Raw genomic sequence first — 22,267 nt, 5'->3', positions numbered from 1 at the left:
AGCATCGCAACACATCCGTGACAGGTCTGTGACAGCTCGTGATGTGCCCTCATCCGGACGGGTGAAAACCAGCGGAAAACCGATGGTGCCGTTCCCTGGGGCCGCACTAGGCTCGGCGGCTTGTGTGCCGGGTGGCCGGGCGGCTGGACGGTCCGGACAGGGAGTGGGGGGTGAGCAGGCGGATGGGCGGTTTCTACGGGGCGGTGGTCGTCCGCGGCTTCCGGCGGTACGCGACCTATCGCACGGCCACCGCGGCCGGTGTCTTCACCAACACCGTCTTCGGGCTGATCGTCTCCTACAGCTACATCGCGCTCTGGGACCAGCGCCCGCACCTCGGCGGCTACAGCGAGGCGCAGGCGCTGACGTACGTCTGGGTCGGGCAGGCGCTGCTGACCACGATGGCGCTGATGGGCGGCGGCTTCGAGGAGGAACTGATCGAGCGGATCAGATCCGGTGACATCGCGGTCGACCTCTACCGGCCGGCCGACCTCCAGACCTGGTGGCTCTCGGCGGACCTCGGCCGGGCCGCCTTCCAACTGCTCGGGCGCGGGGTCGTCCCCATGACGGCCGGCGCGCTCCTCTTCGATCTGGCGCTGCCCGCCGACCCGCTGACCTGGCTGCTCTTCCTGGTGTCGATCGCGCTGGGCGCGCTGGTGAGCTTCGCGGTGCGCTTCGCGGTGGCGCTGAGCGCGTTCTGGCTGCTGGACGGGACGGGGGTGAGCCAGGTGGTGTGGCTGGCCGGGCTCTTCTTCTCCGGCATGCTGCTGCCGCTGAACGTCTTTCCCGGCACCCTCGGCGAGGTGGCGCGGGCGCTGCCGTGGGCGGCGATGCTCCAGACCCCGGCCGATGTGCTGCTCGGCCGGGACACCGGCGGCGGGGCGCTGCTCGCGCTGACGCTCCAGGCGGGGTGGGCGGTGGCGCTGCTGGCCGGCGGCCGGGCCCTCCAGAGCGTCGCGACCCGGCGGGTGGTGGTGCAGGGTGGCTGAGTTCGCGGCCCCGGCCGACTGCTCCGAGGGCGGGCCGCCGCCCGGCGGCGGGCCCCTGCCCGGCGGCGGGCCCCTGCCCGGCGGCGGGCCCCTGCCCGGCCGCGCCGCCCCGCCCGGCTTCGCCGACCGGCCGGACGGCCCGTGGCGGCGTACCACCGAGTCCGTACGCGCCTACCGGCTGATCGTCGCCATGTGGGTGCGGTCCACGATGGCCTACCGGATGTCCTTCTTCCTCACCGCGTTCGGCAACCTCACCGCCACCGCGCTGGACTTCGTCACCATCCTGCTGATGTTCACCCACGTCACCGTGCTCGGCGGCTTCACCCTGCCCGAGGTCGCCTTCCTCTACGGCACCGCGAGCACCTCCTTCGGCGTCGCCGACATGGTGATGGGCTCGATGGAGCGGCTCGGGCGCCGGGTGCGGGACGGCACGCTCGACACCCTGCTGCTGCGGCCGGTGCCGGTGCTCGCCCAGGTCGCCGCCGACCGGTTCGCGCTGCGCCGGCTCGGCCGGATCACCCAGGGACTGATCGTGCTCGGCTGGTCGCTGAGCCGGGTGGACGTGGCGTGGTCGCCGGTGAAGGTGGCGCTGGTGCCGGTGATGGTGGTGTCGGGGGCGGCGCTCTTCAGCGCGATCTTCGTGGCCGCCGCCGCCTTCCAGTTCTGGGCGAGCGACGCCTCCGAGGTGCAGAATTCGGTGACCTACGGCGGCAACACCATGCTTCAGTACCCGCCGGGCATCTTCGCCCGCGAGCTGGTCCGCGGGGTGACTTTCGTGGTGCCGCTCGCCTTCGTGAACTGGCTGCCCGCCCTGCGGGTCCTCGGCGAGCCCGATCCGCTCGGCCTGCCCGGGTGGGTGGACTTCGCCTCTCCGCCGGTCGCGCTCGGCTGCTGCCTGCTGGCGGGGCTGGCCTGGCGGGTCGGCCTCCGTTCGTACCGCAGCACAGGGAGTTGAGGTTCTGATGAGCGCGGCGGAACACGTACCAGGTGGAAATCCAGGGGCCGCGGCCCCGGCCGGGCCCGGAGCGGCGGTCGAGCCGCTCGGCGCGGCGCTGGCCGCCGGATCCGGCGCCGACACCGGGACCGCCACTGGGACCGCCACTGGGGCCGCCACTGGGGCCGACACCGTCATCGAACTCGACGGCGTCTTCAAGGTGTTCGAGGTGCGCCGGAAAGCGGGCACGTTCCGCCGCGAGCGGCACCAGGTGCGGGCGGTGGACGGCATCTCCTTCACCGTGCCGCGCGGCGAGATCCTCGGCTACATCGGGCCCAACGGTGCGGGCAAGTCCACCACCATCAAGATGCTCACCGGCATCCTCAACCCGAGCGGCGGCCGGATCAGCGTCTGCGGCATCGACCCCACCCGCGAACGCGCCCGGCTGGCCCGCCGGATCGGGGTGGTCTTCGGCCAGCGCACCACCTTGTGGTGGGACCTGCCGCTGCGCGACTCGTACGAACTGGTCCGCCGGATGTACCGGATCGAGGACGCCCGCTACACCCGAAACCTCGACGCCTGCGTGGAACTCCTCGACCTCGGACCGCTGTTGGACGTCCCCGTACGGCAGCTCTCGCTCGGCCAGCGGATGCGCGGCGACATCGCGGCGGCGCTGCTGCACGACCCGGAGGTGCTCTACCTCGACGAACCCACCATCGGCCTGGACGTGGTCAGCAAGGCCCGGGTGCGCGACTTCCTGCGGGACTACAACGCCGAGCGGGGCACCACGATCCTGCTCACCACCCACGACCTCACCGACATCGAGACCCTCTGCCGCCGGGTGATGGTCATCGACCACGGCCGGGTGATGTACGACGGCGACCTCGCCGGACTGCACGCGGTCGGCGACAGCGAACGCACCCTCGTCGTGGACTTCGCCCATGAACTGCCGCCGGTCGAGGTGCCGGGCGCCCGCTGCGTCAGGGTCGAGGGCCCCCGCCAGTGGCTGGCCTTCCCGGCCACCGGCAGCGCCGCCCCGCTGGTCGCGGCCGTCGCCGCCGGTCACCCCCTGGTGGACCTGTCGGTCCGGGAGCCCGCGATCGAGGATGTGATCGCCCGGATGTACGGCGAGGGCCGCTGACCCGCGCGTGCGCCGGTGCCTTACCCGTCGGCCGGTGTCCCGCGCGTGCGCGGCGTCCTACACGTGCGCGTGCGGGTACTCCGCCGCCCGGTGCTGGAAGGCCAGCACCTTGGGGTTCTGTACGGTGCCGCCGCGGATCTCGATGGCGCGCCGGATCGTCTCGTCCCCGTCCCAGCCGTCGGGCCCGTCCAGGACGGCCCGCAGATACGGCAGGAGGGCCTCGCTGTTCTCCCAGGTGGCGGAGTCCCAGAGGTAGGACGGGCTGTGGTCCACGCCGTAGTAGTGCACCTGGTCGCCGACGGTGAACATCGGGTCGGCGAAGGTGGTGGGGCGGGCCCAGGCGAACCCCATGCCCTCGTCGCAGGACACGTCGATGACGAGGGTGCCGGGGGCGAGCGTGGCCAGGTCGTCCTCTATCAGGAACATCAGCGGCGCGTCGGTGTCCTGGAGCACGCAGTTGACGATGATGTCGTGCCCGGCGAGGAACTCCGCCAGCGGCAGGGGACCGTCCTCGGTGAGGGCGACACTCCGCCGCGGGTCGAGGGTGTCGTCCGCCTCGTCGTGGTCGAAGTGCACGATCCGGGCGGAGTGGATCGGTGAGCTGACCGCCGTGACCCCGCGGGCGGTGAGCACGTCCACATCGTGCACGCCCAGCGCGCTGAGCGCGGTCACCGCGCCCCGGGCGGTGGCCCCGAAGCCGATCACCACGGCCCGCTGCCGGCGCCCGTAGTCACCGGTCGCCCCGGTGAGCTGCATGGCGTGCAGCACCGACGAGTAGCCGGCCAGCTCGTTGTTCTTGTGGAAGACATGCAGATTGAAGGCGCCCTCGCGGCTCCAGTGGTTCATCGCCTCGAAGGCGATCACCGTCAGCCGCCGGTCGATGGCGCTCTGTGTCACCTTCTCGTCCTGCACGCAGTGCGGCCAGCCCCACAGCACCTGGCCCTCGCGGAGTTCGGCGAGATCCTCGTGGAGCGGCTTGGCCAGGAGGATCACGTCACACTCCGCGATCAGCTCCTCCCGGGATCTGAGCCCGGCGACCAGTGGCGCCAGTTGCCGGTCGGCGACGCCGAAGTGCGCGCCGTAGTCCTTTTCCAGGAAGATCCGCGCGCGCAGATCGGCGTCGATCCGCTCGAAGTGCGCCGGGTGGACGGGCAGGCGGTGCTCGTTTTCCTTGCGGGTGTGCGCCATGATGCCGAGCGTGAGCTGCTGCAAGTTGCCCCTTTGGTTACCGCCTGTTTAGCACACCCCGTCCGCGGGGCAGGGTGTCCCGACGCCGCCGCCCACGGCGCCACAGGACGAGGGGGAGGGCGCCGGCCAGTCCCAGGGCGCCGGGTCCGGCCGCCGCGGCGGCGTGGATGCCGGGCTGGCCGAAGGTGTGCGGAACCGGGAGGGTGGCCCAGCGGCCGACGGGCCAGGCGACGACGAAGGCGCGGCCGACGACGTTGCCGACCGGGACGAAGCCGCGTGTCTCGTCGTTCTGGTGATAGCGGGAGTCGTACGAGTTCTGGCGGTGGTCGCCCATCACCCAGATCTTCCCCTTGGGCACGGTGACGGCGAACCGGCCGCCCTGGTCGTCGGCGCTGCACGGAGTGTTGCCGGCGTAGACGTAGGGCTCGTCGAGCGGCTTGCCGTTGACCTTCACCGGTCCCGTGCCCTGGCACTCCACCCTGTCGCCGGCCACCGCGATGACCCGCTTGATCAGATCCCGCTCGCCGGCGGCCGGCATCAGCCCCACGAAGCCGAGCGCCTTCTGCACGGCGTTGGGGTGCGGGGCCCCTTCGTCGCCGAGCCAGTCGGCCGGGTCGTGGAAGACCACCACCTCGCCGCGGGCCGGCTTCGAGCCGAACCACGGCGTCAGCTTGTCGACCAGCACCCGGTCTCCCGGCTGCAAGGTGTTCTGCATCGACTCCGAGGGGATGGAGAACGCCTGCACCAGGAAGGTCTTGATGATCAGCGCGAGCACCAGGGCGACGACGACCAGGATCGGCAGCTCCTTCCACAGGGAGCGCTGCCGTCCGCCGCCGCGTCCGGGCGGCTCGGGCGCCTCCCCGCCGTCGATCCGGGCGGCCCCGTCCGTCCCCACTGCGTCCACTTTCGCTCCCTTGTACGCGCCGTCGACTGCCGTCGTCTGCCGTCGTCCGCTGCCGGCGCCCCTGCTCCGACTACCCAACGATCGGGGGTTCCCGCCGCTCAGAGGGTAGGGATTGAGTGGGGGACGGGTTTGCGCGGGGGCCGGGGGCGGGGCGCCCTGGGGTGGCGGGGCCCGGGGGGATGGCGGCCGGGGCGGTGGTGGACGGCGGGCGCCTCAGTGGGGGACGTCCATGCGCTGGGTGCCGATGACCGACAGCAGGCGCAGCGCCTCCTCGGCGGGCGAACCGGGGGCGGCGGTGTAGATCACCACCCGCTGGTCCCGGTCGCTGATGTCGAGGACATCGCAGTTGACGGTGATCGGGCCGACCAGCGGGTGCTGGAAGGTCTTTTGCCGGGTGCGGTCGGTGCGCACGTCGTGGGAGGCCCACAGCCGGGTGAACTCCGCGCTGCCGGCCTTGAGCTCGGCCACCAGCTCGGTCAGCTCGGGATCGTCGGGGTAGCGGGCGGCGGTGGCGCGCAGGTCCTGGGCCGCGGTGCGGGCGAAGGCGTCCGCGTCCGACACCCCGAACAGCCGCAGCCCGCCCGGGTCGGGCCCGAGGAGGGCCCGGCGCAGCAGGTTGCGGTCGCGGCGCGGTACGGCGGAGAAGTCCTCCATGAGGGCGGCCGCCAGCTCGTTCCAGGCGATCACCTCGTACATCGCGGAGGTCACGAAGGCGGCCGAGTGCGGCAGCCGGTGCAGCAGGTCCAGGATGCTCTGCGGCACCTCGCGCGAGGGCCCGGGCGGCGGGCCGGGCGGCGCGCCGGCCAGGTGGTGGAGGTGGTCGCGCTCGGCGTCGGAAAGGCGCAGCGCCCGAGCCAGCCCGGCCAGCACCTCGCGGGACGGGCGCGGGCCGCGGGCCTGTTCGAGCCGGGTGTAGTACTCGGTCGAGATGTACGCGAGCTGCGCCGCCTCCTCGCGCCGCAGCCCCGGGGTCCGGCGGCGCGGGCCGGCGGGCAGCCCCACGTCGGCGGGGGTGATCCGCTCGCGCCGGGTGCGCAGGAAGTCGGCCAGTTCTTGTCTGTCCACACGTCGAGTGTGCCCCCGGGGCGCGGGGCCGAGCCAGGTACCGCCGGTGCCTGGATCGGCTTCGCCGCCCGGCGCAGGCTCGCTGTCATGGACGACACAGCGAGCATCAAGAATCCGGCGGCCACGAATCCGGCCGCCGACCATCTGACCGCCGACCATCCGGCCGCCGGCACAGCGACCGGGAACGCACCTGGCGCCGAGGCGTCCGCCCCGGCCGCGCCGGGTCTGCTGGCCGGCAAGGTCGCCTTCATCACCGGCGCGGGCCGGGGGATCGGCGCCGCGGCGGCCCGGCTCTTCGCCCGCGAGGGCGCCCGGGTGCTGCTCGCGGCCCGGACGGAGTCGCAGCTGGCGGCGGTGACCGAGGAGGTCCGCGCGGCGGGCGGCGTGGCGGAGTACGTGGTGTGCGATCTGGCCGACGCGGCGAGTGTGCGCGCGGCGGTGGACCGCGCGGTGGAGGTGTACGGCCGGCTCGACGTCGCCTTCAACAACGGTGCGACGATCACCCCGCCCGGCCCGCTCGACCGGGTGCTGGAGGCGGACTTCGACCACATCTACGCCGTCAACCTCAAGGGCCCGTGGCTGGCCATGGTCGCGGAGGTCGCCGCGATCCGGGCCACCGCGGGGACCGGGGCCATCGTCAACAACTCCAGCGTCGGCAGCCTGCGGGGCAACCCCGAACTGCCCGCGTACGGTGCGATGAAGCGGGCGGTGAACAGCCTCACCGAGTCGGCGGGGATCACCTACGGCCCGGAGGGCATCCGCGTCAACGCGATCGCGCCCGGCAACACGGCGACCGAGATGATCAGCACCTGGGCGGCGGATTCCCCCGGCCTCGCCGACCGACTCCGCGCGGCGACCCCGCTCGGCCGCTCGGCCGCCCCCGAGGAGATCGCCCAGGCCGCGGCGTGGCTCCTCAGCGATCGTGCCTCTTACGTCACCGGCACGGTCCTCCGCGTCGACGGGGGCGCCCGAGCGTGACCCTTGCCGGGTGGCTCGCGGGATAGGGTGCCCTTTTCCCGGGGCGGTGCGGTTGTTCTTCGGCTGCGGGTGGGTGGGGGTTCCTCGCGCAGTTCCCCGCGCCGCTTTGGGGCCCGGTCCGCTGGGGGCGGCGTTGGGTGGGCGCGTTGGTGCTGTGCGGCGCCGGACCAGGGGCGCTGGGGGTCCCCCCCAGGCGAAGCTCTGGGGGAGGAACTGCGCGCTCGGCCACGGCGGGCGGTCAGGTCGCGGGACGGGCCGCAAGGGGCACCGCAGGGCGAAAATGGGTGGAGCCGCAGCGGCGGGGGCGGGTAGCGTGGTGCGGCCCGCAGCTACCCGTGAAGGACGTGCCGTTGTACACCGTGTGAGACCCCCCAAGCGCTGAACCGTCGCGCGTCGCGCAAACGCGCCGCGCTCCTTTTCGCTGCGGTCCTCTCACTGGAAACGGTGTATCTCTGTGCCCAAGAACCGGGTGGCCCTGCCCACCTGCCTGCCGATCGTGCTCCGCCTGTGCGCCGGGCGCGATGACGAGCTGAACCTGCCGCACGGCAACGGCAACGGCAACGACGCACCGCGCCGTCAGGCGCCCGGCTCGGGCCGGCCCGACCGGGCCGCCTGGCAATCCCCGTACGGACCCCCGCCGCACCGCACCCACCGCGGCCGCTGGGCCCCGTGGCCGGGGCTGACCGGGGCCCGGTCCGCCCTGCGGCGCGGATTCCCCTGCGGCCGCTGCGACTGACCGCCGAAGGCGGTCCGCCCTGGTCAGCGCCCGACCCCGGGGGACCGCCACCGTCATCGTCGCCGCCCATGACTGATCACCAGGGCACGGGCGTTCCGTCCCAGGAGAAGAAGCCACCGGTGGGGCCGTCGTCCGGCAGCAGGGCCAGGCGGAGGGCACCCCGCGCGGCCTCGGCCGGGTCGCCGGCGGCAGCGGCGGCCCGGGGGTTGAGATCGGTGGCCCGCAGGCCGGGGGCGAGCGCGTTGACCTTGAAGCCGTCCTCAGCCAGCGTCTGGGCGTAGAGGACGGTGAGGGCGTTGAGAGCGGCCTTGGACGACCGGTAGGCGCCCCCGGCGCCGTTTCCCGGGGTGAACTGGGGGTTGGGGGTGGTGCTCCAGGCCAGCGACGCCGTGCCACTGGAAATGTTGACGATGCGCGGGCGCGGGGACCGGCGCAGGGCGGGCAGGAAGGCATTGGTCACCGCCACTACCCCGAACACATTGGTCTCGTATGTGCGCCGGTACTCCTCGACGCCGGTGTCGGTCGGCGGGGCGAGTGACGGCGAGATGCCGGCGTTGTTGACCAGCACGTCCAAGCGGTCCATCTGAGCCGCGGCCTGTGCGACGCCGTCGGGATCTGTCACGTCGAGGACCAGCAGACGGGCCCCGGCTCCGATCTCCTCGACGGCCCGCTGCCCGCGCCCGGGGTCACGGGAGCCCACGTACACGGTGAGGCCCTCGGCGGCGAGCAGCCGGGCGATATGCTTGCCGATGCCCTTGTTGGCACCGGTAACCAGAGCTGTGCGTTCGTCCATGGCAACCACACTTCCCTGGTTGTGGGTGCCCCGCCAGGGACAGCCTGTACCAGGCAGCGGGAGGAGGCGACATGGCACGGCAGGAGCTGGCCCACTATCTACGGGACCGCCGGGCGGCCCTGCATCCGCACGAGATCGGCCTGGCGGCGACGGGCACCGACCGCCGCACACCGGGTCTGCGCCGCGAAGAGGTGGCGGAGCTCGCCCACATGTCGGTCGACTACTACACGCGGCTGGAGCAGGCCCGGGGGCCGCGGCCATCGGCCCGGATCCTGGACGCGCTGGCCCGCGCGCTGCGGCTCACGCCGGCCGAGCGCAGCCATCTGTTCCGCCTGGCGGGTTCAAGCGCGCCGCCTGGCATCAGCGCCGTGCGGCGGGTGCGCCCGCACGTGGCCCGGATGCTGGAGCGGCTGCCGGAGACCGGTGCCATCGTCACTGACGCGGCGTACGGCGTTGTCGCCTGGAACCCCCTGGCCCGGGCACTGCTCGGCGCCGACCTCGGAGGCGGGACGACGAACCTGGCCCGACGCCGCTTCCTGGGCCAGGGGCGGACGTACGAGAGCTCCAGCGCCGAGGAATCCGGGCACATCGTGGTGGCGCGGCTGCGCCGGGCCGCGGACCGCTACCCGCATGACCCGCAGCTTGCCGCGCTGCTGGCCGAGCTGAACGCCGGCAGCGAGGAGTTCCGGCAGATCTGGCTGGCGCGTCCGGTCCACGCTCCCGGGCATCGCACCAAGACCCTGGACCATCCGGAAGCCGGTGCGCTGCGGTTGAACTGCGACGTCCTGCTCGTGCCCGAGGATGACCAGGAGGTTGTCCTGATGACGGCCGACCCCGGATCGCCTGCCGCGCGGGCCCTGCGCAGGCTGGCCACGCAGGCGAGCCGGAGCTGACGGCGAGTGTGATCGCCTCGTTCTTCTGGCTCTCCATTTCTGTGAGCCGGTGCGGGGTCCGGCCGCCCGGCGGCGAGCAGGAGGGTGCGGCGGGCCTCGGCGTGGGGGATGGGGGGCTCGTCGCGGCCGAGGGCGCGGGCCCGCTCAAGGCGGGCGAGGGCGTCCGCGAGGTCTTCGGGTTCGTTCATGGGGAGGTGCTTTCGCTTGGGTTCCGCGGAGCCCAGTGGCCCGGTTGTCGACCCTTCGGGGTGACAACCGGGCCGTTGGAGTTGGGCGTTACGGCTGGGCGAAGTCGCCGTCGGCGATGCCGCGGATGAAGGCGGTGAACTCGCCGGGGGCGAAGAGGAGCGCCGGGCCGGCGGGGTCTTTGCTGTCCCGGACGGCTATCGCGTCGGGTGACGCCGCGACCTCGACGCACTGGCCGTTGCCGCTGCTGTGGCTACTTTTGCGCCAGGTGGGAGCAACTTCCACGCAGTTGCCGTTGCCGGCGCTGTAGCTGCTTTTGAACCACTTGGGGTTGCTGAGGTCCGCCATCTTCATTGCCGCTCTCCTTCAGTTGATCTCATCTGCCACCTTGGCGATCAGGTGTCTCGAGTCGTCGGGGCTGAGTGCCATGGCGCGTAGATGGTCGAAGCTCTGGTTGTACCGCTGCACGTCCGCCTCCGCTTCGAGGAAGAGGTCTGCGGCCATGCTCTCCATGTAGCTCAGGGTCGGGTCTGCGGGGTCCGGGAAGTCGATCAGAACGAAGCTCCCGAGCATCCCGGGGTGAGGCCCAGCGGTGAATGGGATGACCTGGAGCGTCACATTTGGGAGCTCGGCGACTTCGACCATGCGGTGGAGTTGGTCCACCATCACGTTCGGCTTTCCGATTCCACGTCGCAGCACCGCCTCATCCACGATGGTCCACAGCTCCAGCGGAGCCTCCCTCCGGAGGATCGCCTGCCGGTCCATGCGGGCCTGCACCCGCTGCTCTACCTCTTTGGTGGTGGACGTTGGAAGGACGCCCTTGATCACCGCGCGCGCGTAATCCTCGATCTGGAGGAGGCCGGGAACGAAGAGCGACTCGTAGTTGCGCAGGCTCCTGGCCTCGGTCTCGAAGCTGATGAACGTAGTGTAAGTGTCAGTCAGATCGGCGTGATACGGCCGCAACCAGCTCTGTTCGTCGGCCTGCTTCAAAAGCGCCAAGATCTCCGAGCGCTGCGGGTCCTCCACCCCGTACAGATCGAGCAGCCCCATCACCGTCCGGCGCTGCGGGCGCACCTTCGCGTACTCGATCCGGTACAGCGTCACGTTGTTGATGCCCGTGCGCTCCTCGACCTCTTCCCTGGTCAAGCCGTTGACGTCGCGCAGGCGTCGTAGTTCGCCGGCCATCCGCCGGAGTCGGATCGTCGGCATCTGCCGCTTCGTTGGCACTCGCTCTGCCCTTCGTGTGCACGGCTGACCGGGATGAGTTTGACCGACACTCGCCCCTCGCAGCAGGTCGTATTACGAACGCAACCGTTGCTTCGGATGTGGTTGCGCGGGATGCTCCGCTAGGAGCAAGCTAGTAGCGCGCAGTATGGCACGCTCTGTTTTAGGCCGACTGCTGTGCGCTGGCGAAATCATGCCTTTGGGCGACTTCGCGCGTACTGGGCGCAGCCTGCCTCGAACCTGTGGTGCGGCCGAACGCCAGGGACCGTCCGTGTGGTGCGGGTTGGAGAGAGGGAAGGCCGCGTCGTGAAATCGCCGATGTATGGGTATATGCGGGTCTACGAAGATCAGGCGGATGTCGACGTGCGGGACACCGAGCAGCTCTTACGGGGCTACGCCGAGAAGGAGGGCCAGGTGTTGGCGGGGTTGTTCCAGGAGGAGGACGACGGCCGCGGCGAGTCGCTCACCGCACTGATCGCCGCGCTCAAGCGGACCGGGGCGGGGCTGGTGGTCACACCGTCCTTACGGCATTTCGGAGTTGGGGAGGCGTTACGCGAACAGCGGTTGGCGTGGCTGGAGTCGGAAACCGGTGCGAATGTGGTGGAGGTGGCTCCGTGAGCTGTGGGGGCGTGGTCGAGGACCCGAAGTGTCTGTATGTGGCGTCACTCCGGCTCAGCGCGGTGCTCGCCGCCGTGGGCCGCAGCCGGGGTTTCATCCGGCGCACCCTGTGCGAGTGGGGGCTCCAGGCGCTCCTGGACAGCGTTGAGTTGGTGGTGAGCGAGTTGGTGACCAACGCGGTGAAGACCACGGCCACGATCGCGTGCCCGCCCAGCGTCCACCATGTGATCGGCGTACAGCTCCGGATGGTCGGCGCGAGTCTCTACGTCGAGGTGTGGGATCCGGGCGAGGGCATCCCGGTCATCCGGGAGCAGACCCTGGAGGCCGAGGGCGGGCGCGGGCTCTTCCTGGTGGAGGCGGTGAGCGAGCGGTGGGACATCTGCCGGCCCGCGGTGGGCGGCAAGATCGTATGGGCCGAGTTGTCCGTCCCCGCCATCAAGGGGCAGGTGGTCGAACCGCGCACCGCCGGGTTCGGAGCCGAGTGGGAACGGGTGGAGACGGCGCTCAGACAGCGGGTTCTCGCCTGAACCGCACCGGTGACCCGCCGACCCACCGCCCGTCGGCGCACCGCTCACCGCCGCCCCACCGCTCACCGGCCGCTCACCGCAGGGATTCCAGGGCCGCCCGTACCCGGTCGACGGCGCCCCGGCCGGTGGACGCGTGGGCGGACAGCCGTACCGAAGTGGTGCGGACGGTCGGTGAGACCTCCTGCGCGTGCAGCGCCTTTCCGACCGCCGCGGTGTCCGTGCCGGGCATCCGGAAGGAGACGATGCCGGCTCGTTCGGCGGGCGCGGTGGGCGAGAGGACCTCGCCGCCACCGCTCCGGACGGCGTCGATCAACTCACCCACCCGCTCCGCGATATGCGCCTCGATCGCCCGAACGGTCGTGTCCGCCACGATCCGGAGCGCGGCCGCGAAGGCCGCGGCGGCGACCGGGCTCAGATTGGTGATGCTCCACCGCTGGGCGCCGGTGGCGGGCGGGTGCTCGACGTCGTCGAAGGACGCCACGTCCTCGATACCGGTCCAGCCGGTGAGCGTCGGCTCCAGGCGGTCCAGGGCCAGGTCCGAGAGGGTGGCGAAGCCGGTGCTCCAGCTCGCCCGCAGCCACTTCTGGCCGCCGGCCACCACCACGTCGGCCGCCTGCCAGGGGAGTTCGGCGATCCCGAAGCCCTGGATGGCGTCCACGATCAGCAGCCGGTCGGGCCCGATCGCCTCGCGCAGCGCCGCGAGGTCGGCGCGGTAGCCGGTACGGAAATCGACCGCGCTCACCGCGAGCGCCACCACCTCGTCGGTGAGGGCGGCGCGGACGGTGTCGGCGGTGATCCGGCCGTACGGATCCGGCTCCAGCCAGCGGGGGACGGCGCGGCCGAGGGCTTCGGTGCGGCGCCACGGGTAGTGGTTGGCGGGGAAGTCCGTGCCGGGGACGAGGACCGTGCCGGTGGGGATGCCGAAGGCGGCGTGGAAGAGGCCGGTGGAGGCGTTGGGGAGCAGCACCGTGTTCTCGGCGGCGGCCCCGGCGAGGTGGGCCGCGCTGTCCCGGGCGGCCCGTTCGGCGCGCATCAGGTCGTTGACGGTGGTGTGGTCGGCGTGCGCGGAGCGGGTCAGGGCGGTGGCGGTGGCGGCCAGTACGTCCCGGGAGGGCGGTCCGTAGCGGGCGAAATCCAGGTAGCCCGCGGGCTCCTCGAAGTGCTCGGCGTAACCGGGAAGGCCATCGGTGGACATGGGACGGGTCCCTCCAGGGCGTGAGGTGGACGACACCGGGAGGCGTCGCGGGTCATTCGTACGTTCCAAGACGTACAAGGCGGTGAGAATACGTGGGTGGAGCCAATGGGTGTGGCGAAGGGGCCGGCTGACCGGCCGGGTGAGGGCGCGGACGCGGACGCCGAGCGCTGGCGGGGTGTGCGGCGGATGAAGCTGATCGCGACCGGGTTTCTGCTGGTCGCGACGGTGGTCTACGTCGGGGCGAAGGTGGCCGGCGCGCACGGGGCGGGCGGCTGGGCCGGGTACGTGGCCGCGGCGGCCGAAGCCGGCATGGTGGGCGCGCTGGCCGACTGGTTCGCGGTCACCGCCCTCTTCCGGCACCCGCTGGGGCTGCCGATCCCGCACACCGCGATCATCCCGACGAAGAAGGACGCGCTCGGCGAGAGCCTCGGCGATTTTGTCGGGGAGAATTTCCTGTCCGCCGATGTGGTCCGCACCCGGCTGCGGGCGGTCGGCATCGGCTCGCGCCTGGGCCACTGGCTGGCCGAACCGGTCAACGCGGACAAGGTGACCGAGCAGGCGGCGGCCGCGCTGCGGGGTGTGCTGACCGTGCTGCGGGACTCCGATGTGCAGGCGGTGGTGAGCGAGGCGATCACCCGGCGGGCCGAGGCGCAGGAGATCGGACCCGGGCTCGGCAAGCTGCTGGAGCGCATCGTCGTCGACGGCGGCCACCGGCGGATGGTGGACCTGGTGTGCGTACGGGTCCACGACTGGCTGGTGGAGCACGGCGACTCGGTGATGGGCGCGGTGCAGGACGGGGCGCCCGGCTGGACGCCCCGGTTCGTGGACCGCAAGGTCGGCGAGCGGGTCTACAAGGAGCTGCTGCGGTTCGTCACCGAGATGCGGGACTCGCCCGAGCACCCCGCGCGGGGGGCGGTCGACCGCTTCCTCGGCGACTTCGCCACCGAGCTCCAGTCCGACCCCGACACCCGGCAGCGGGTGGAGCGGCTGAAGAAGGACCTGCTGGCGCGGAGCGAGGTGCAGGATCTGATCGCGTCGGTGTGGGGCGCGGTGCGCGGCATGATGGTGGCCGCCGCCGAGGACGAGACCAGCGAACTGCGGCTGCGCGCCCGGGCCTCGCTGCTGTCACTCGGCACCCGGCTGACCACCGACGAGCGGCTCCAGTCGAAGGTGGACAGTTGGCTGGAGGACGCGGCCACGTATCTCGTCACGACCTACCGGGACGAGATCACCTCGCTGATCAGCGACACGGTGGCCGGCTGGGACGCGGACCAGACCTCGCGCAAGATCGAGGCGCACGTGGGGCGCGACCTCCAGTTCATCCGGATCAACGGCACGGTGGTCGGAGCGCTGGCCGGTCTGGTGATCTACGCGGTCTCGCAGGCGGCCGGCGGCTGAGGTCTTCTGTCGGCCTTATCGGCCTGGTCGGCCCGGACAACGGGCGGCGGCTCGGATCGGATCGGGGGTTGCGCGGGGCGGGGCGGGGATTGGAGGATCGGACAGACATCCGATGACCGTTGGTGCACTGACCGGCCGTCGTACCGGATCGCCCACCTCGAACCACGCTGTTCGCCCACCCCGAACGAAGTCAACCAAGCTACGGAGTACCACTGTGAAGCTGCTGCGAGTCGGACCCGCCGGGGCCGAGCGCCCGGCCCTGCTGGACCACGAGGGCGTGCTGCGGGACCTGAGCGCTCTCGTGCCCGACATCGACGGTTCGCTGCTCGCCGACGCCGCCGCGCTGGAACGCGTCGCCGCCGCCGGGGCGGACGGCTCGCTGCCGGCCCTGGACGCGTCGCTGCGGGTCGGGCCGCCGCTGGCCCGGATCGGCAAGATCGTCTGCATCGGCCTCAACTACCACGACCACGCCGCCGAGATCGGCGCCCAGGCGCCCGACGAGCCGGTCGTCTTCATGAAGGCGCCGGACACCGTGGTCGGGCCCGAGGACACGGTGCTGGTGCCGCGCGGCAGCCGGAAGACCGACTGGGAGGTGGAACTCGCCGTCGTCATCGGGCGCGAGCTGCGGTACGCGGCCTCGCACGAGGAGGCGCTGGCCGCCGTCGCGGGGTACGCCCTCGCGCACGACGTGTCCGAGCGGGAGTACCAGATCGAGCGCGGCGGGCAGTGGGACAAGGGCAAGAACTGCGAGACCTTCAACCCGCTGGGCCCGTGGCTGGTCACCGCCGACGAGATCGCCGACCCGCAGGCGCTGCCGCTGAAGCTGTGGGTCAACGGGGAGTTGAAGCAGGACGGCAACACCGGGGACCAGATCTTCCCGGTGGCCGAAGTGGTGCGGTACCTCAGCCAGTTCATGACGCTCTACCCCGGTGATGTGATCAACACGGGGACCCCGGCGGGGGTCGCGCTGGGGCAGCCGGAGCCGAAGCCGTATCTGAACCCGGGTGATGTGGTGGAGCTGGCGATCGAGGGGCTGGGGCGGCAGCGGCAGGAGCTGAAGTCGGCCTGAGGGTTTGTGGGTTGGCCGAGGGGGCTGACGGGGTTGACCGGGCTGACCTGGCTGAGGGGGTTCAGGGGCGGCGGCTCGGGAGCGGGTGCCGGCCGTCGGGGGTCCGGCGGTCGGCCCGGTCGCCCCCGGCCCGGCCGGTCAGGTGTCCCAGGACGTCCTGAGGTCGTCGAGGAAACGGGTCAGTCCGGCCACCACCAGGGCGTGGTCCTCCCGTTGCGGCAGGCCCGAGACGCCGACCACGCCCACCACGCCGACGCCGGTCACCCGTACGGGGAAGGCGCCGCCGTGGGCGGCGAAGAGGTTCGGGTCGAGGCGGGAGGACTCCTCGAAGGTGGTGCCCCTCGCCCGGAAGCGCTCGCCGACCATCAGCGAGCTGGCGGCGTAGCGCTCGACGACCCGGGCTTTGCGTTCCAGCCAGGCGTCGTTGTCGGCGGTCGTGCCGTCGAGTGCGGCGTGGAAGAGGCGCTGCGGGCCGCGCACGACCGAGATGGTGACGGCGGCGTCGCGCTCCCGGGCGAGCTCCACCAGCAGGCAGCCGAGGCGCCAGGCGTCGTCGGGGGTGAAGCGGGGCAGGACGAGGGTCCGTTCCTGCTCGGCGAGTTCGGTGAGGCCGGCTGGTTCGGCGGGGTCGGCTGGTTCGGCGGGGTCGGCCGCTTCGGTCGGCTGCGGCGCGGCTGACTGGTGCGCCGAGTCTGCCGGGCGGGGCGGGTTTGCGGGGTGCGGCGGGTCGGCCGGCCGGCCGGCGGAGTCGCTCTCGCTCACAGCTCCACCACCCGTCCGGTGCGGGCGGAAAGCCGCGCGGCTTCGATGACCTCAAGGGCGGCCACCGCCTGGAGCGGGCTCACCGGCGCCTCGGTGCCTTCGCGCAGGGCCGTCTCGACGGCGGCGTAGAAGGCGGGGTAGTCACCGGGCAGCGACGGTACGGGCCGGGCGTCCTCGTCGGTGCCGAGGGTGCCCCAGGCGGACTCCGGCACGGCGCCCCAGGCGGTCCCGTCGCCCGGCCGCAGGCCCGCCCGCAGCGCGGGTTCCTGCTGGTCCAGGCCGTGGCTCAGATAGCCGCCGGCGCTGCCCAGCACCCGGAAGCGCGGGCCGAGCCGGGCGGTGGTGGCGCTCATCCACAGGTGCGAGCGGACGCCGCCGGTGTGGGTGATCGCCATGAAGCTGTCGTCGTCGGCGGCGGCGCCCGGCCGCCGCACGTCGGCCTCGGCGTAGACCAGGCGGGCCGGGCCGAAGAGGGTGAGTGCCTGGTCGACGAGGTGGCTGCCCAGGTCGTAGAGGAGGCCGCCGACCTCGGCCGGGTCGCCGGACTCGCGCCAGCCGCCCTTGAGTCGCGGGCGCCAGCGCTCGAAGCGGGACTCGAAGCGGTGGATGTCGCCCAACTCGCCCTTGGCGAGGATTTCGCGCAGGGTGAGGAAGTCGCTGTCCCAGCGGCGGTTCTGGAAGACGGTGAGCAACAGGTCCTTGGCGTAGGCGAGATCGGCCAGTTCCCTGGCCTGGGCGGCGGTGCCGGCGATCGGCTTGTCCACCACGACCGGCAGGCCGGCCTCCAAGGCGGCGGTGGCCAGCGGGACATGGGTGCGGTTGGGGGAGGCCAGCACGACCAGGTCCAGCTCGCGGGCCCGGGCCCACACCTCGTCGGCGCTGCCGGCGAAGCGGACCTCCGGGTGCTCGGCGCGGGCCTGCTGACGTCGCTCCTCGCTGCCGGTGACGATCGTGTCCAGGACGAGGCCCGGGGTACTGGCGATCAGCGGCGCGTGGAAGAACGACCCGGCCGGGCCGTACCCGACGAGGGCGACCCGAAGTGACCCGGTCCGATCCCCGCCGGACCCGGCGCCGGGGCTGGTGCTGCCGGAAGTGCTCATGCGGTCACTTTTGCAACAGTGTTGCCGAAGTGCAAGTGCGGTGCAGAATGCCTCCGTGCCCCCCACCTCCACCCCGCCCGACCCGCCCCCGCGCCCGCGGACCCCACCCGCCCCCGCCTGTCCCGGCGTTGGACCGGTGGCGGCGCCCGGCGCCGGTTCCGGTTCCGGGGGGCTAGTGGCTTCGGCGGCGGCCGTGCCCGGGGAGTCGCCCGCTGGCGCGGCGGGGGGTGGTGGTGTGGGTCCGGGTGGGTTTGCGGCTCCGCCGCCGGTGGGTGGGCCTTCGGTTGTCGCCCCGCCGGGCGTTGGACCGGTGGCGGCGTCCGGTGCCGGCGCCGGTTTCGGGGGGCGCGCGCCTTCGGCGGCGGCCGTGCCTGGAGGGTCGCCCGCTGGCGCGGCGAGGACCAGCGGGGTCGATGCTGCTTCCGGGCGCGAGACCGTTGCGGGTGCCGCCCCGGCCCCCGCCCCGCGGGGCGAACCAGCGGCTGCGCCGTCGGCGGCCGGATCGGCTGGGCGTTCGGGGCTTGCCCCGCCCGGCGTTGGACCGGTGGCGGCGCCCGGCGCCGGCGCCGGTTCCGGGGGGTGGGGTGGGGTGAATTGGGTTGGGGTTGGGAGTCATAACGCGGGGGTGGTGCTGGAGTTGTTGAGGGCGGCGGTGGGGTGGGGGGACGGGGGGCTGAGTCGGCTGGAGTTGGCGGGGTGGAGTGGGCTTACGCCGCAGGCGGTCAGCAAGATCGCCGGGCGGCTGCGGGGGGAGGGGCTGGTCGAGGAGGCGGGGCGACGGGCGTCGACCGGGGGGAAGCCGTCGACCGGGCTGCGGCTCGCGGCGGACGCGTGGCACGCGGTCGGCGTGCACCTCGACGGCGCGACGCTCACCGCGGTCCGTACGGACCTGGCCGGCCGCGTCCTCGCCTCCCGCTCCGCGCCGCTCGACCTCGGCCGCCCCGTCCCCGAGGCGCTCGACGCGATCGTCCGGGAGATCCGCGTCACCCTCGACCTCGCCCCCCGCCCGGTGCTCGGCGTCGGCGTCGGCACGCGCGGCCCCCTCGACCACACCTCGGGCACCCTGCACCGCGTCACCGGCCACCCGCACTGGTCCGGCGTCCGGCTCGCCGACGAACTCACCGCCCGCCTCGGCCTGCCGGTCACCGTGGACAAGGACACCAACACCGCCGCGCTGGCGATCCTCGCGGCCCGCTCGACCTCCTCCATACCGGCAGCACCGGCAGCGCTGACAGCACGGCCAGCACGGCCAGCACGGCCAACACCGGCCATGCCGGCCGCAGGCCCCCGCGCCCCCGCCCCCGGCTCCTTCGGCTATCTGCACCTCGGCGCCGGACTCGGCGCGGCGCTCGTGCTGGACGGAAAGCCGTACCGGGGCGGGCGGACCGGCGCGGGCGAGTTCGGCCACCAGGCCGTGGCGCCGGACGGACCGCTGTGCGCGTGCGGCAACCGGGGCTGCCTCGAAGTCCTGTGCCTGGCCGCGGTGGACCGGGGCGACCTGGCCGGCGCGGCCCGCGTGCTGGGGATAGGCGCCGCCAACCTCGTCGCGCTGCTCGACATCGACCAGGTGATCCTCGGCGGCCGTACCCCCCTCGCCGCCTCCGAGATCTTCCGCCGCGAGGTCGCCGCGGTCCTCGCCGAACGCGGCCGGGCCGTCCCGGTCACCCTGGCCGCCCCCCTCGCCGTACCCGAGGGCGCGGCCCTCCTCGCCCTGACCCCCCTCTTCACCCGCGCCACCCTCCACCGACCCGCGCGGACCCGGCGCCGATCCCGTTGACCGGGTGCTGACCCCGGCGCCACCTGCGGACGGACGGTCGGGGCGGGGTCATCCGGCCCCGACTACCCTGGGCAGAACAGGCGATCAGACCGGCCCTTCCCAGGGGCCGTGGGAACAGGAGTGCGCACCGTGCAGACACGCAAGCCCATCGAGTCGTGGCTCACCGACCTGGACGGAGTGCTGATCCACGAAGGGGTGCCGGTACCGGGCGCAGACGCCTTCCTGAAGGCGCTCAAGGAGTCGGGCAAGCCGTTCCTGGTGCTCACCAACAACTCCATCTACACCCCGCGCGACCTGCGGGCCCGCCTCGCCCGGATGGGCCTCGACGTGCCGGTCGCCAACATCTGGACCTCCGCGCTCGCCACCGCCAAGTTCCTCGACGACCAGCGGCCCGGCGGGACCGCGCACGTCATCGGTGAGGCGGGCCTGACCACCGCGCTGCACGACGTCGGCTACGTGCTCACCGACTCCGAGCCGGACTACGTGGTGCTCGGCGAGACCCGTACCTACAGCTTCGAGGCGCTGACGAAGGCGATCCGGCTGATCAACGACGGGGCGCGTTTCCTGTGCACCAACCCGGACCAGACCGGTCCCTCCCCGCAGGGCGTGCTCCCCGCCGCCGGGTCGGTGGCCGCGCTGATCACCAAGGCGACCGGCAAGGAGCCGTACTTCATCGGCAAGCCGAACCCGCTGATGATGCGGGCCGGGCTCAACGCGATCGGCGCGCACTCCGAGACCAGCGCGATGATCGGCGACCGGATGGACACCGATGTGCTGGCCGGTCTTGAGTCCGGCATGAAGACGTACCTGGTGCTCACCGGGCTGACCACGGTGGCGGACATCGGCCGCTACCCGTTCCGTCCGTCCTACGTGGTCGACTCGATCGCCGATCTCGTCGCCGAGGTCTGAGCCGGCGTCTGAGCCGACCCCGGGCCGACGTCTGAGCTGAGTTCTGACGCGCGGCCGGGCTCTCGTGGGGACCCGCCGGGGGCGGCGGCCGCCGGGTAACCCCTGGTGCACGCTGCGTCACCGAGATGGGCCAGTGAGGCTCCGCCCGGAGTGCGGGCGGTGGCCCGGACCGGAATCTTCGTAAGCACCGGGCGCGGACGCCGCCCCGGGCTGAGCGGAGGTTCCCATGTTTGGTCTGAAAGCCCCTGCCGTCGCCGCTGTCGGCGTCGCGGCCGTGCTCGCCTTCGGCGGGGCGGCGGTGACGGAGCAGGCCGTCGCGGACGAGGGCGGCGGGGGAGCGGGCAGCAGCGCGAGCACCGGGAGCGACGGGCCGGACGGCTGGGCGGCTGACGCCGGCTCCTCCGGGCAGGCCGACCTCTCAGGCGCCGCGGACACCTCAGGCACCTCAGGTACATCCGACGCGCCCGACGCCGCGGATGTGCCCGACGCGTCAGGGGCGTTCGGTGCGTCGGACGCGCCGGACCTTTCAGGCGCGTCAGGCGCGTCAGGGGCGCCCGGCGGGTCGGACGGTCCGGGTGCCGGTTCGGATGCCGGCTCGGGTGCTTCGTACGCGCCGGACTCCTCCGGCTGGTCGGACGCCGCGCGCACGATGGAGGTGTCCCCGCGGACCGTCGCCCCCGGCGGCGAGGTGACCCTCCACCTGGCGGCCTCCTGCGCCGCGGGGAAGAAGGCCAAGGCCAGCGCCCAGGTCTTCGTGGACACCGTGACTCTCGCCCCGGCCGACGACGGCAACGGCCTCCAGGGCAGCGCCTTCATCAAGTCCGACGCGGCCGACGGGTCGTACGCGATCTCCGTCGACTGCGACGGCGCCACCAGTACCGCCTCGGCGTCCATCACGGTCACCGCGGGCGGACTGCCGACCTCGCCCGCCGCCAATCCCATCCCCGGCGTGCCCAACGGACCCAAGGGCCCCGGCGGCCCGCCGAGCCCGGTGCGGCCGGTGCCCGCGGGTGGTGGCGGCACGGCGCAGTTGGCGGCCGGCCCGACCGCCCTGGGCGGCAGCACCGGCCCGCTGCTGGTCACCGGCGGCTGCGCGGTCCTCGGCCTGGCCGGCCTGCTGATCCGCCGGCGCCGCGGCTCCGTCCGCGGCTGAACCGGATGATCGACGCGGCCGACCCGCACCGGTCCGGCTCCGCCGGCCGTCGGTGGGCGGCCATCGCCGCCGCGCTGCTGCTGCCGGCCGCCTGGCTGGTCGGCCACCCCGGATCGGCCGCCACGCCGCGCCCGGCCGCCGCCGCACCCCACCCGGCGCCCGCCGGGGCCGCCGACCACCCGCCGTGGCTCCACCCGGCCCACGCCCCGCTGCCGGGCGCCGTCCCCGAGCGCATCGACATCGGCTCCATCGGCCTGCACGCGGCTCTCGTCCCCCGCGGCCTCACCGACGGCACCGTCGACCCGCCGCCGTACACCACCCCCGAGGTCGCCGGCTGGTACCGCGGCGGCCCCACCCCCGGCGCGGCCGGCGCCGCCCTCGTCGTCGGCCACGTCGACACCGAGACCGGCCCCGCCGTCTTCTACGACCTCGGCGACATCCACCAGGGCGCCCACATCGACATCACCCGCCACGACGGCACCGTCGCCCAGTTCTCCGTCGAGGCCGTCGAGATCGTCCAGAAGTCCCACTTCGACCCCGCCCGCGTCTACGGCTCCACCCCCCGCCCCGACCTCCGCCTCATCACCTGCGGCGGCACCTTCGACCGCACCGCCCGGACCTACTCCGCCAACCTCGTCGTCTACGCCACCCTCACGGGCTCCCACCCGGCGTAGTAGCAGGGCGTAGTAGCGTGCGAAGCGTCGCTTCCGGATCCCCGGAGGCAGCGGATC

At 73.0% G+C, this 22,267-nt stretch carries 23 protein-coding genes; 14 read left to right on the top strand and 9 right to left on the bottom strand.

The window, feature by feature from the left end; translation table 11 throughout:
- Positions 1-182 precede the first annotated feature (182 nt).
- From OG519_RS11265 to OG519_RS11255, 3 genes are all read left to right on the top strand, one after another.
- Complete coding sequence (locus OG519_RS11265) at positions 183-986, top strand: ABC transporter permease (RefSeq protein ID WP_405592642.1); 804 nt, start codon at positions 183-185, stop codon at positions 984-986.
- A gap of 190 nt (positions 987-1,176) precedes the next feature.
- On the top strand, positions 1,177-1,941 hold the full coding sequence (locus tag OG519_RS11260) for an ABC transporter permease (protein WP_405592640.1): 765 nt from the start codon (positions 1,177-1,179) through the stop codon (positions 1,939-1,941).
- A gap of 7 nt (positions 1,942-1,948) precedes the next feature.
- On the top strand, positions 1,949-3,061 hold the full coding sequence (locus tag OG519_RS11255; protein WP_405582034.1) for an ATP-binding cassette domain-containing protein: 1,113 nt from the start codon (positions 1,949-1,951) through the stop codon (positions 3,059-3,061).
- A 57-nt stretch (positions 3,062-3,118) separates the two neighbouring features.
- On the opposite strand, the gene OG519_RS11250 is transcribed toward OG519_RS11255, so the two are convergent.
- The 3 genes from OG519_RS11250 to OG519_RS11240 all read right to left on the bottom strand — a co-directional run bounded on the left by OG519_RS11250 (position 3,119) and on the right by OG519_RS11240 (position 6,218).
- On the bottom strand, positions 3,119-4,273 hold the full coding sequence (locus tag OG519_RS11250; protein WP_405582031.1) for a N(5)-(carboxyethyl)ornithine synthase: 1,155 nt from the start codon (positions 4,271-4,273) through the stop codon (positions 3,119-3,121).
- Between the two features lie 13 nt (positions 4,274-4,286).
- A complete protein-coding gene (lepB, locus tag OG519_RS11245; protein ID WP_405592638.1) occupies positions 4,287-5,120 on the bottom strand; it encodes a signal peptidase I in 834 nt (277 codons plus the stop codon).
- A 246-nt stretch (positions 5,121-5,366) separates the two neighbouring features.
- Positions 5,367-6,218 (bottom strand): helix-turn-helix transcriptional regulator, encoded by an 852-nt coding sequence (locus OG519_RS11240; protein ID WP_405582028.1) that lies wholly within the window; start codon positions 6,216-6,218, stop codon positions 5,367-5,369.
- Positions 6,219-6,305: 87 nt separating this feature from the next.
- On the opposite strand from OG519_RS11240, the gene OG519_RS11235 reads away from it, so the two are divergent.
- The gene (locus tag OG519_RS11235) at positions 6,306-7,196 is read left to right on the top strand and encodes an SDR family NAD(P)-dependent oxidoreductase (RefSeq protein ID WP_405582024.1); all 891 of its coding nucleotides are present in this window, start codon (positions 6,306-6,308) and stop codon (positions 7,194-7,196) included.
- Between the two features lie 454 nt (positions 7,197-7,650).
- The gene (locus OG519_RS11230) at positions 7,651-7,932 is read left to right on the top strand and encodes a hypothetical protein (protein ID WP_405582021.1); all 282 of its coding nucleotides are present in this window, start codon (positions 7,651-7,653) and stop codon (positions 7,930-7,932) included.
- Between the two features lie 76 nt (positions 7,933-8,008).
- Here OG519_RS11230 and OG519_RS11225 read toward each other — a convergent pair whose 3' ends face one another.
- On the bottom strand, positions 8,009-8,725 hold the full coding sequence (locus OG519_RS11225) for an SDR family oxidoreductase (RefSeq protein WP_405582019.1): 717 nt from the start codon (positions 8,723-8,725) through the stop codon (positions 8,009-8,011).
- A gap of 71 nt (positions 8,726-8,796) precedes the next feature.
- Here OG519_RS11225 and OG519_RS11220 point away from each other — a divergent pair, with 71 nt between their 5' ends.
- The gene (locus tag OG519_RS11220; RefSeq protein ID WP_405582016.1) at positions 8,797-9,618 is read left to right on the top strand and encodes a helix-turn-helix transcriptional regulator; all 822 of its coding nucleotides are present in this window, start codon (positions 8,797-8,799) and stop codon (positions 9,616-9,618) included.
- Between the two features lie 276 nt (positions 9,619-9,894).
- On the opposite strand, the gene OG519_RS11215 is transcribed toward OG519_RS11220, so the two are convergent.
- A complete protein-coding gene (locus OG519_RS11215) occupies positions 9,895-10,158 on the bottom strand; it encodes a DUF397 domain-containing protein (protein ID WP_405582013.1) in 264 nt (87 codons plus the stop codon).
- A 12-nt stretch (positions 10,159-10,170) separates the two neighbouring features.
- The gene (locus tag OG519_RS11210) at positions 10,171-11,031 is read right to left on the bottom strand and encodes a helix-turn-helix domain-containing protein (protein ID WP_405582010.1); all 861 of its coding nucleotides are present in this window, start codon (positions 11,029-11,031) and stop codon (positions 10,171-10,173) included.
- Between the two features lie 327 nt (positions 11,032-11,358).
- Here OG519_RS11210 and OG519_RS11205 point away from each other — a divergent pair, with 327 nt between their 5' ends.
- Together OG519_RS11205 and OG519_RS11200 are read left to right on the top strand one after the other, a co-directional pair.
- Positions 11,359-11,646 carry a hypothetical protein gene (locus tag OG519_RS11205; protein WP_405582007.1) on the top strand — a complete coding sequence of 96 codons (288 nt, stop codon included), beginning with the start codon at positions 11,359-11,361 and terminating at the stop codon, positions 11,644-11,646.
- Positions 11,643-12,173 carry an ATP-binding protein gene (locus tag OG519_RS11200; protein WP_405582004.1) on the top strand — a complete coding sequence of 177 codons (531 nt, stop codon included), beginning with the start codon at positions 11,643-11,645 and terminating at the stop codon, positions 12,171-12,173. The genes OG519_RS11205 and OG519_RS11200 overlap by 4 nt, the downstream gene beginning before the upstream one ends.
- 73 nt (positions 12,174-12,246) lie before the next feature.
- On the opposite strand, the gene OG519_RS11195 is transcribed toward OG519_RS11200, so the two are convergent.
- Complete coding sequence (locus OG519_RS11195; RefSeq protein ID WP_405582001.1) at positions 12,247-13,368, bottom strand: aminotransferase class V-fold PLP-dependent enzyme; 1,122 nt, start codon at positions 13,366-13,368, stop codon at positions 12,247-12,249.
- A 105-nt stretch (positions 13,369-13,473) separates the two neighbouring features.
- Between OG519_RS11195 and OG519_RS11190 the strand changes: the two genes are divergently transcribed.
- Positions 13,474-14,766 (top strand): DUF445 domain-containing protein, encoded by a 1,293-nt coding sequence (locus OG519_RS11190; RefSeq protein ID WP_405592636.1) that lies wholly within the window; start codon positions 13,474-13,476, stop codon positions 14,764-14,766.
- Between the two features lie 214 nt (positions 14,767-14,980).
- A complete protein-coding gene (locus OG519_RS11185) occupies positions 14,981-15,835 on the top strand; it encodes a fumarylacetoacetate hydrolase family protein (protein ID WP_405581998.1) in 855 nt (284 codons plus the stop codon).
- 138 nt (positions 15,836-15,973) lie between these two features.
- Here OG519_RS11185 and OG519_RS11180 read toward each other — a convergent pair whose 3' ends face one another.
- Positions 15,974-16,597: a heme-degrading domain-containing protein gene (locus tag OG519_RS11180; protein ID WP_405581996.1), complete on the bottom strand. Its 624-nt coding sequence runs from the start codon at positions 16,595-16,597 to the stop codon at positions 15,974-15,976.
- The gene (locus OG519_RS11175; RefSeq protein ID WP_405581993.1) at positions 16,594-17,697 is read right to left on the bottom strand and encodes a Gfo/Idh/MocA family oxidoreductase; all 1,104 of its coding nucleotides are present in this window, start codon (positions 17,695-17,697) and stop codon (positions 16,594-16,596) included. Before OG519_RS11175 ends, OG519_RS11180 begins: the two co-directional genes overlap by 4 nt.
- Positions 17,698-18,325: 628 nt before the next feature.
- Between OG519_RS11175 and OG519_RS11170 the strand changes: the two genes are divergently transcribed.
- The 4 genes from OG519_RS11170 to OG519_RS11155 all read left to right on the top strand — a co-directional run bounded on the left by OG519_RS11170 (position 18,326) and on the right by OG519_RS11155 (position 22,210).
- Positions 18,326-19,474: an ROK family protein gene (locus OG519_RS11170; RefSeq protein ID WP_405581990.1), complete on the top strand. Its 1,149-nt coding sequence runs from the start codon at positions 18,326-18,328 to the stop codon at positions 19,472-19,474.
- Between the two features lie 129 nt (positions 19,475-19,603).
- Positions 19,604-20,383 (top strand): HAD-IIA family hydrolase, encoded by a 780-nt coding sequence (locus OG519_RS11165; RefSeq protein WP_405581987.1) that lies wholly within the window; start codon positions 19,604-19,606, stop codon positions 20,381-20,383.
- A gap of 226 nt (positions 20,384-20,609) precedes the next feature.
- Positions 20,610-21,536, top strand: a complete 927-nt coding sequence (locus tag OG519_RS11160) for a hypothetical protein (protein WP_405581984.1) — start codon at positions 20,610-20,612, stop codon at positions 21,534-21,536.
- 5 nt (positions 21,537-21,541) lie between these two features.
- Positions 21,542-22,210 (top strand): class F sortase, encoded by a 669-nt coding sequence (locus OG519_RS11155; protein WP_405581981.1) that lies wholly within the window; start codon positions 21,542-21,544, stop codon positions 22,208-22,210.
- Positions 22,211-22,267 lie beyond the last annotated feature (57 nt).

Source organism: Streptomyces sp. NBC_01190 (assembly GCF_045039895.1).
GTDB lineage: Bacteria > Actinomycetota > Actinomycetes > Streptomycetales > Streptomycetaceae > Actinacidiphila.
The sequence above is the reverse complement of the archived record's forward strand: the minus strand, read 5'-3'. Positions and strand labels throughout refer to the sequence as shown.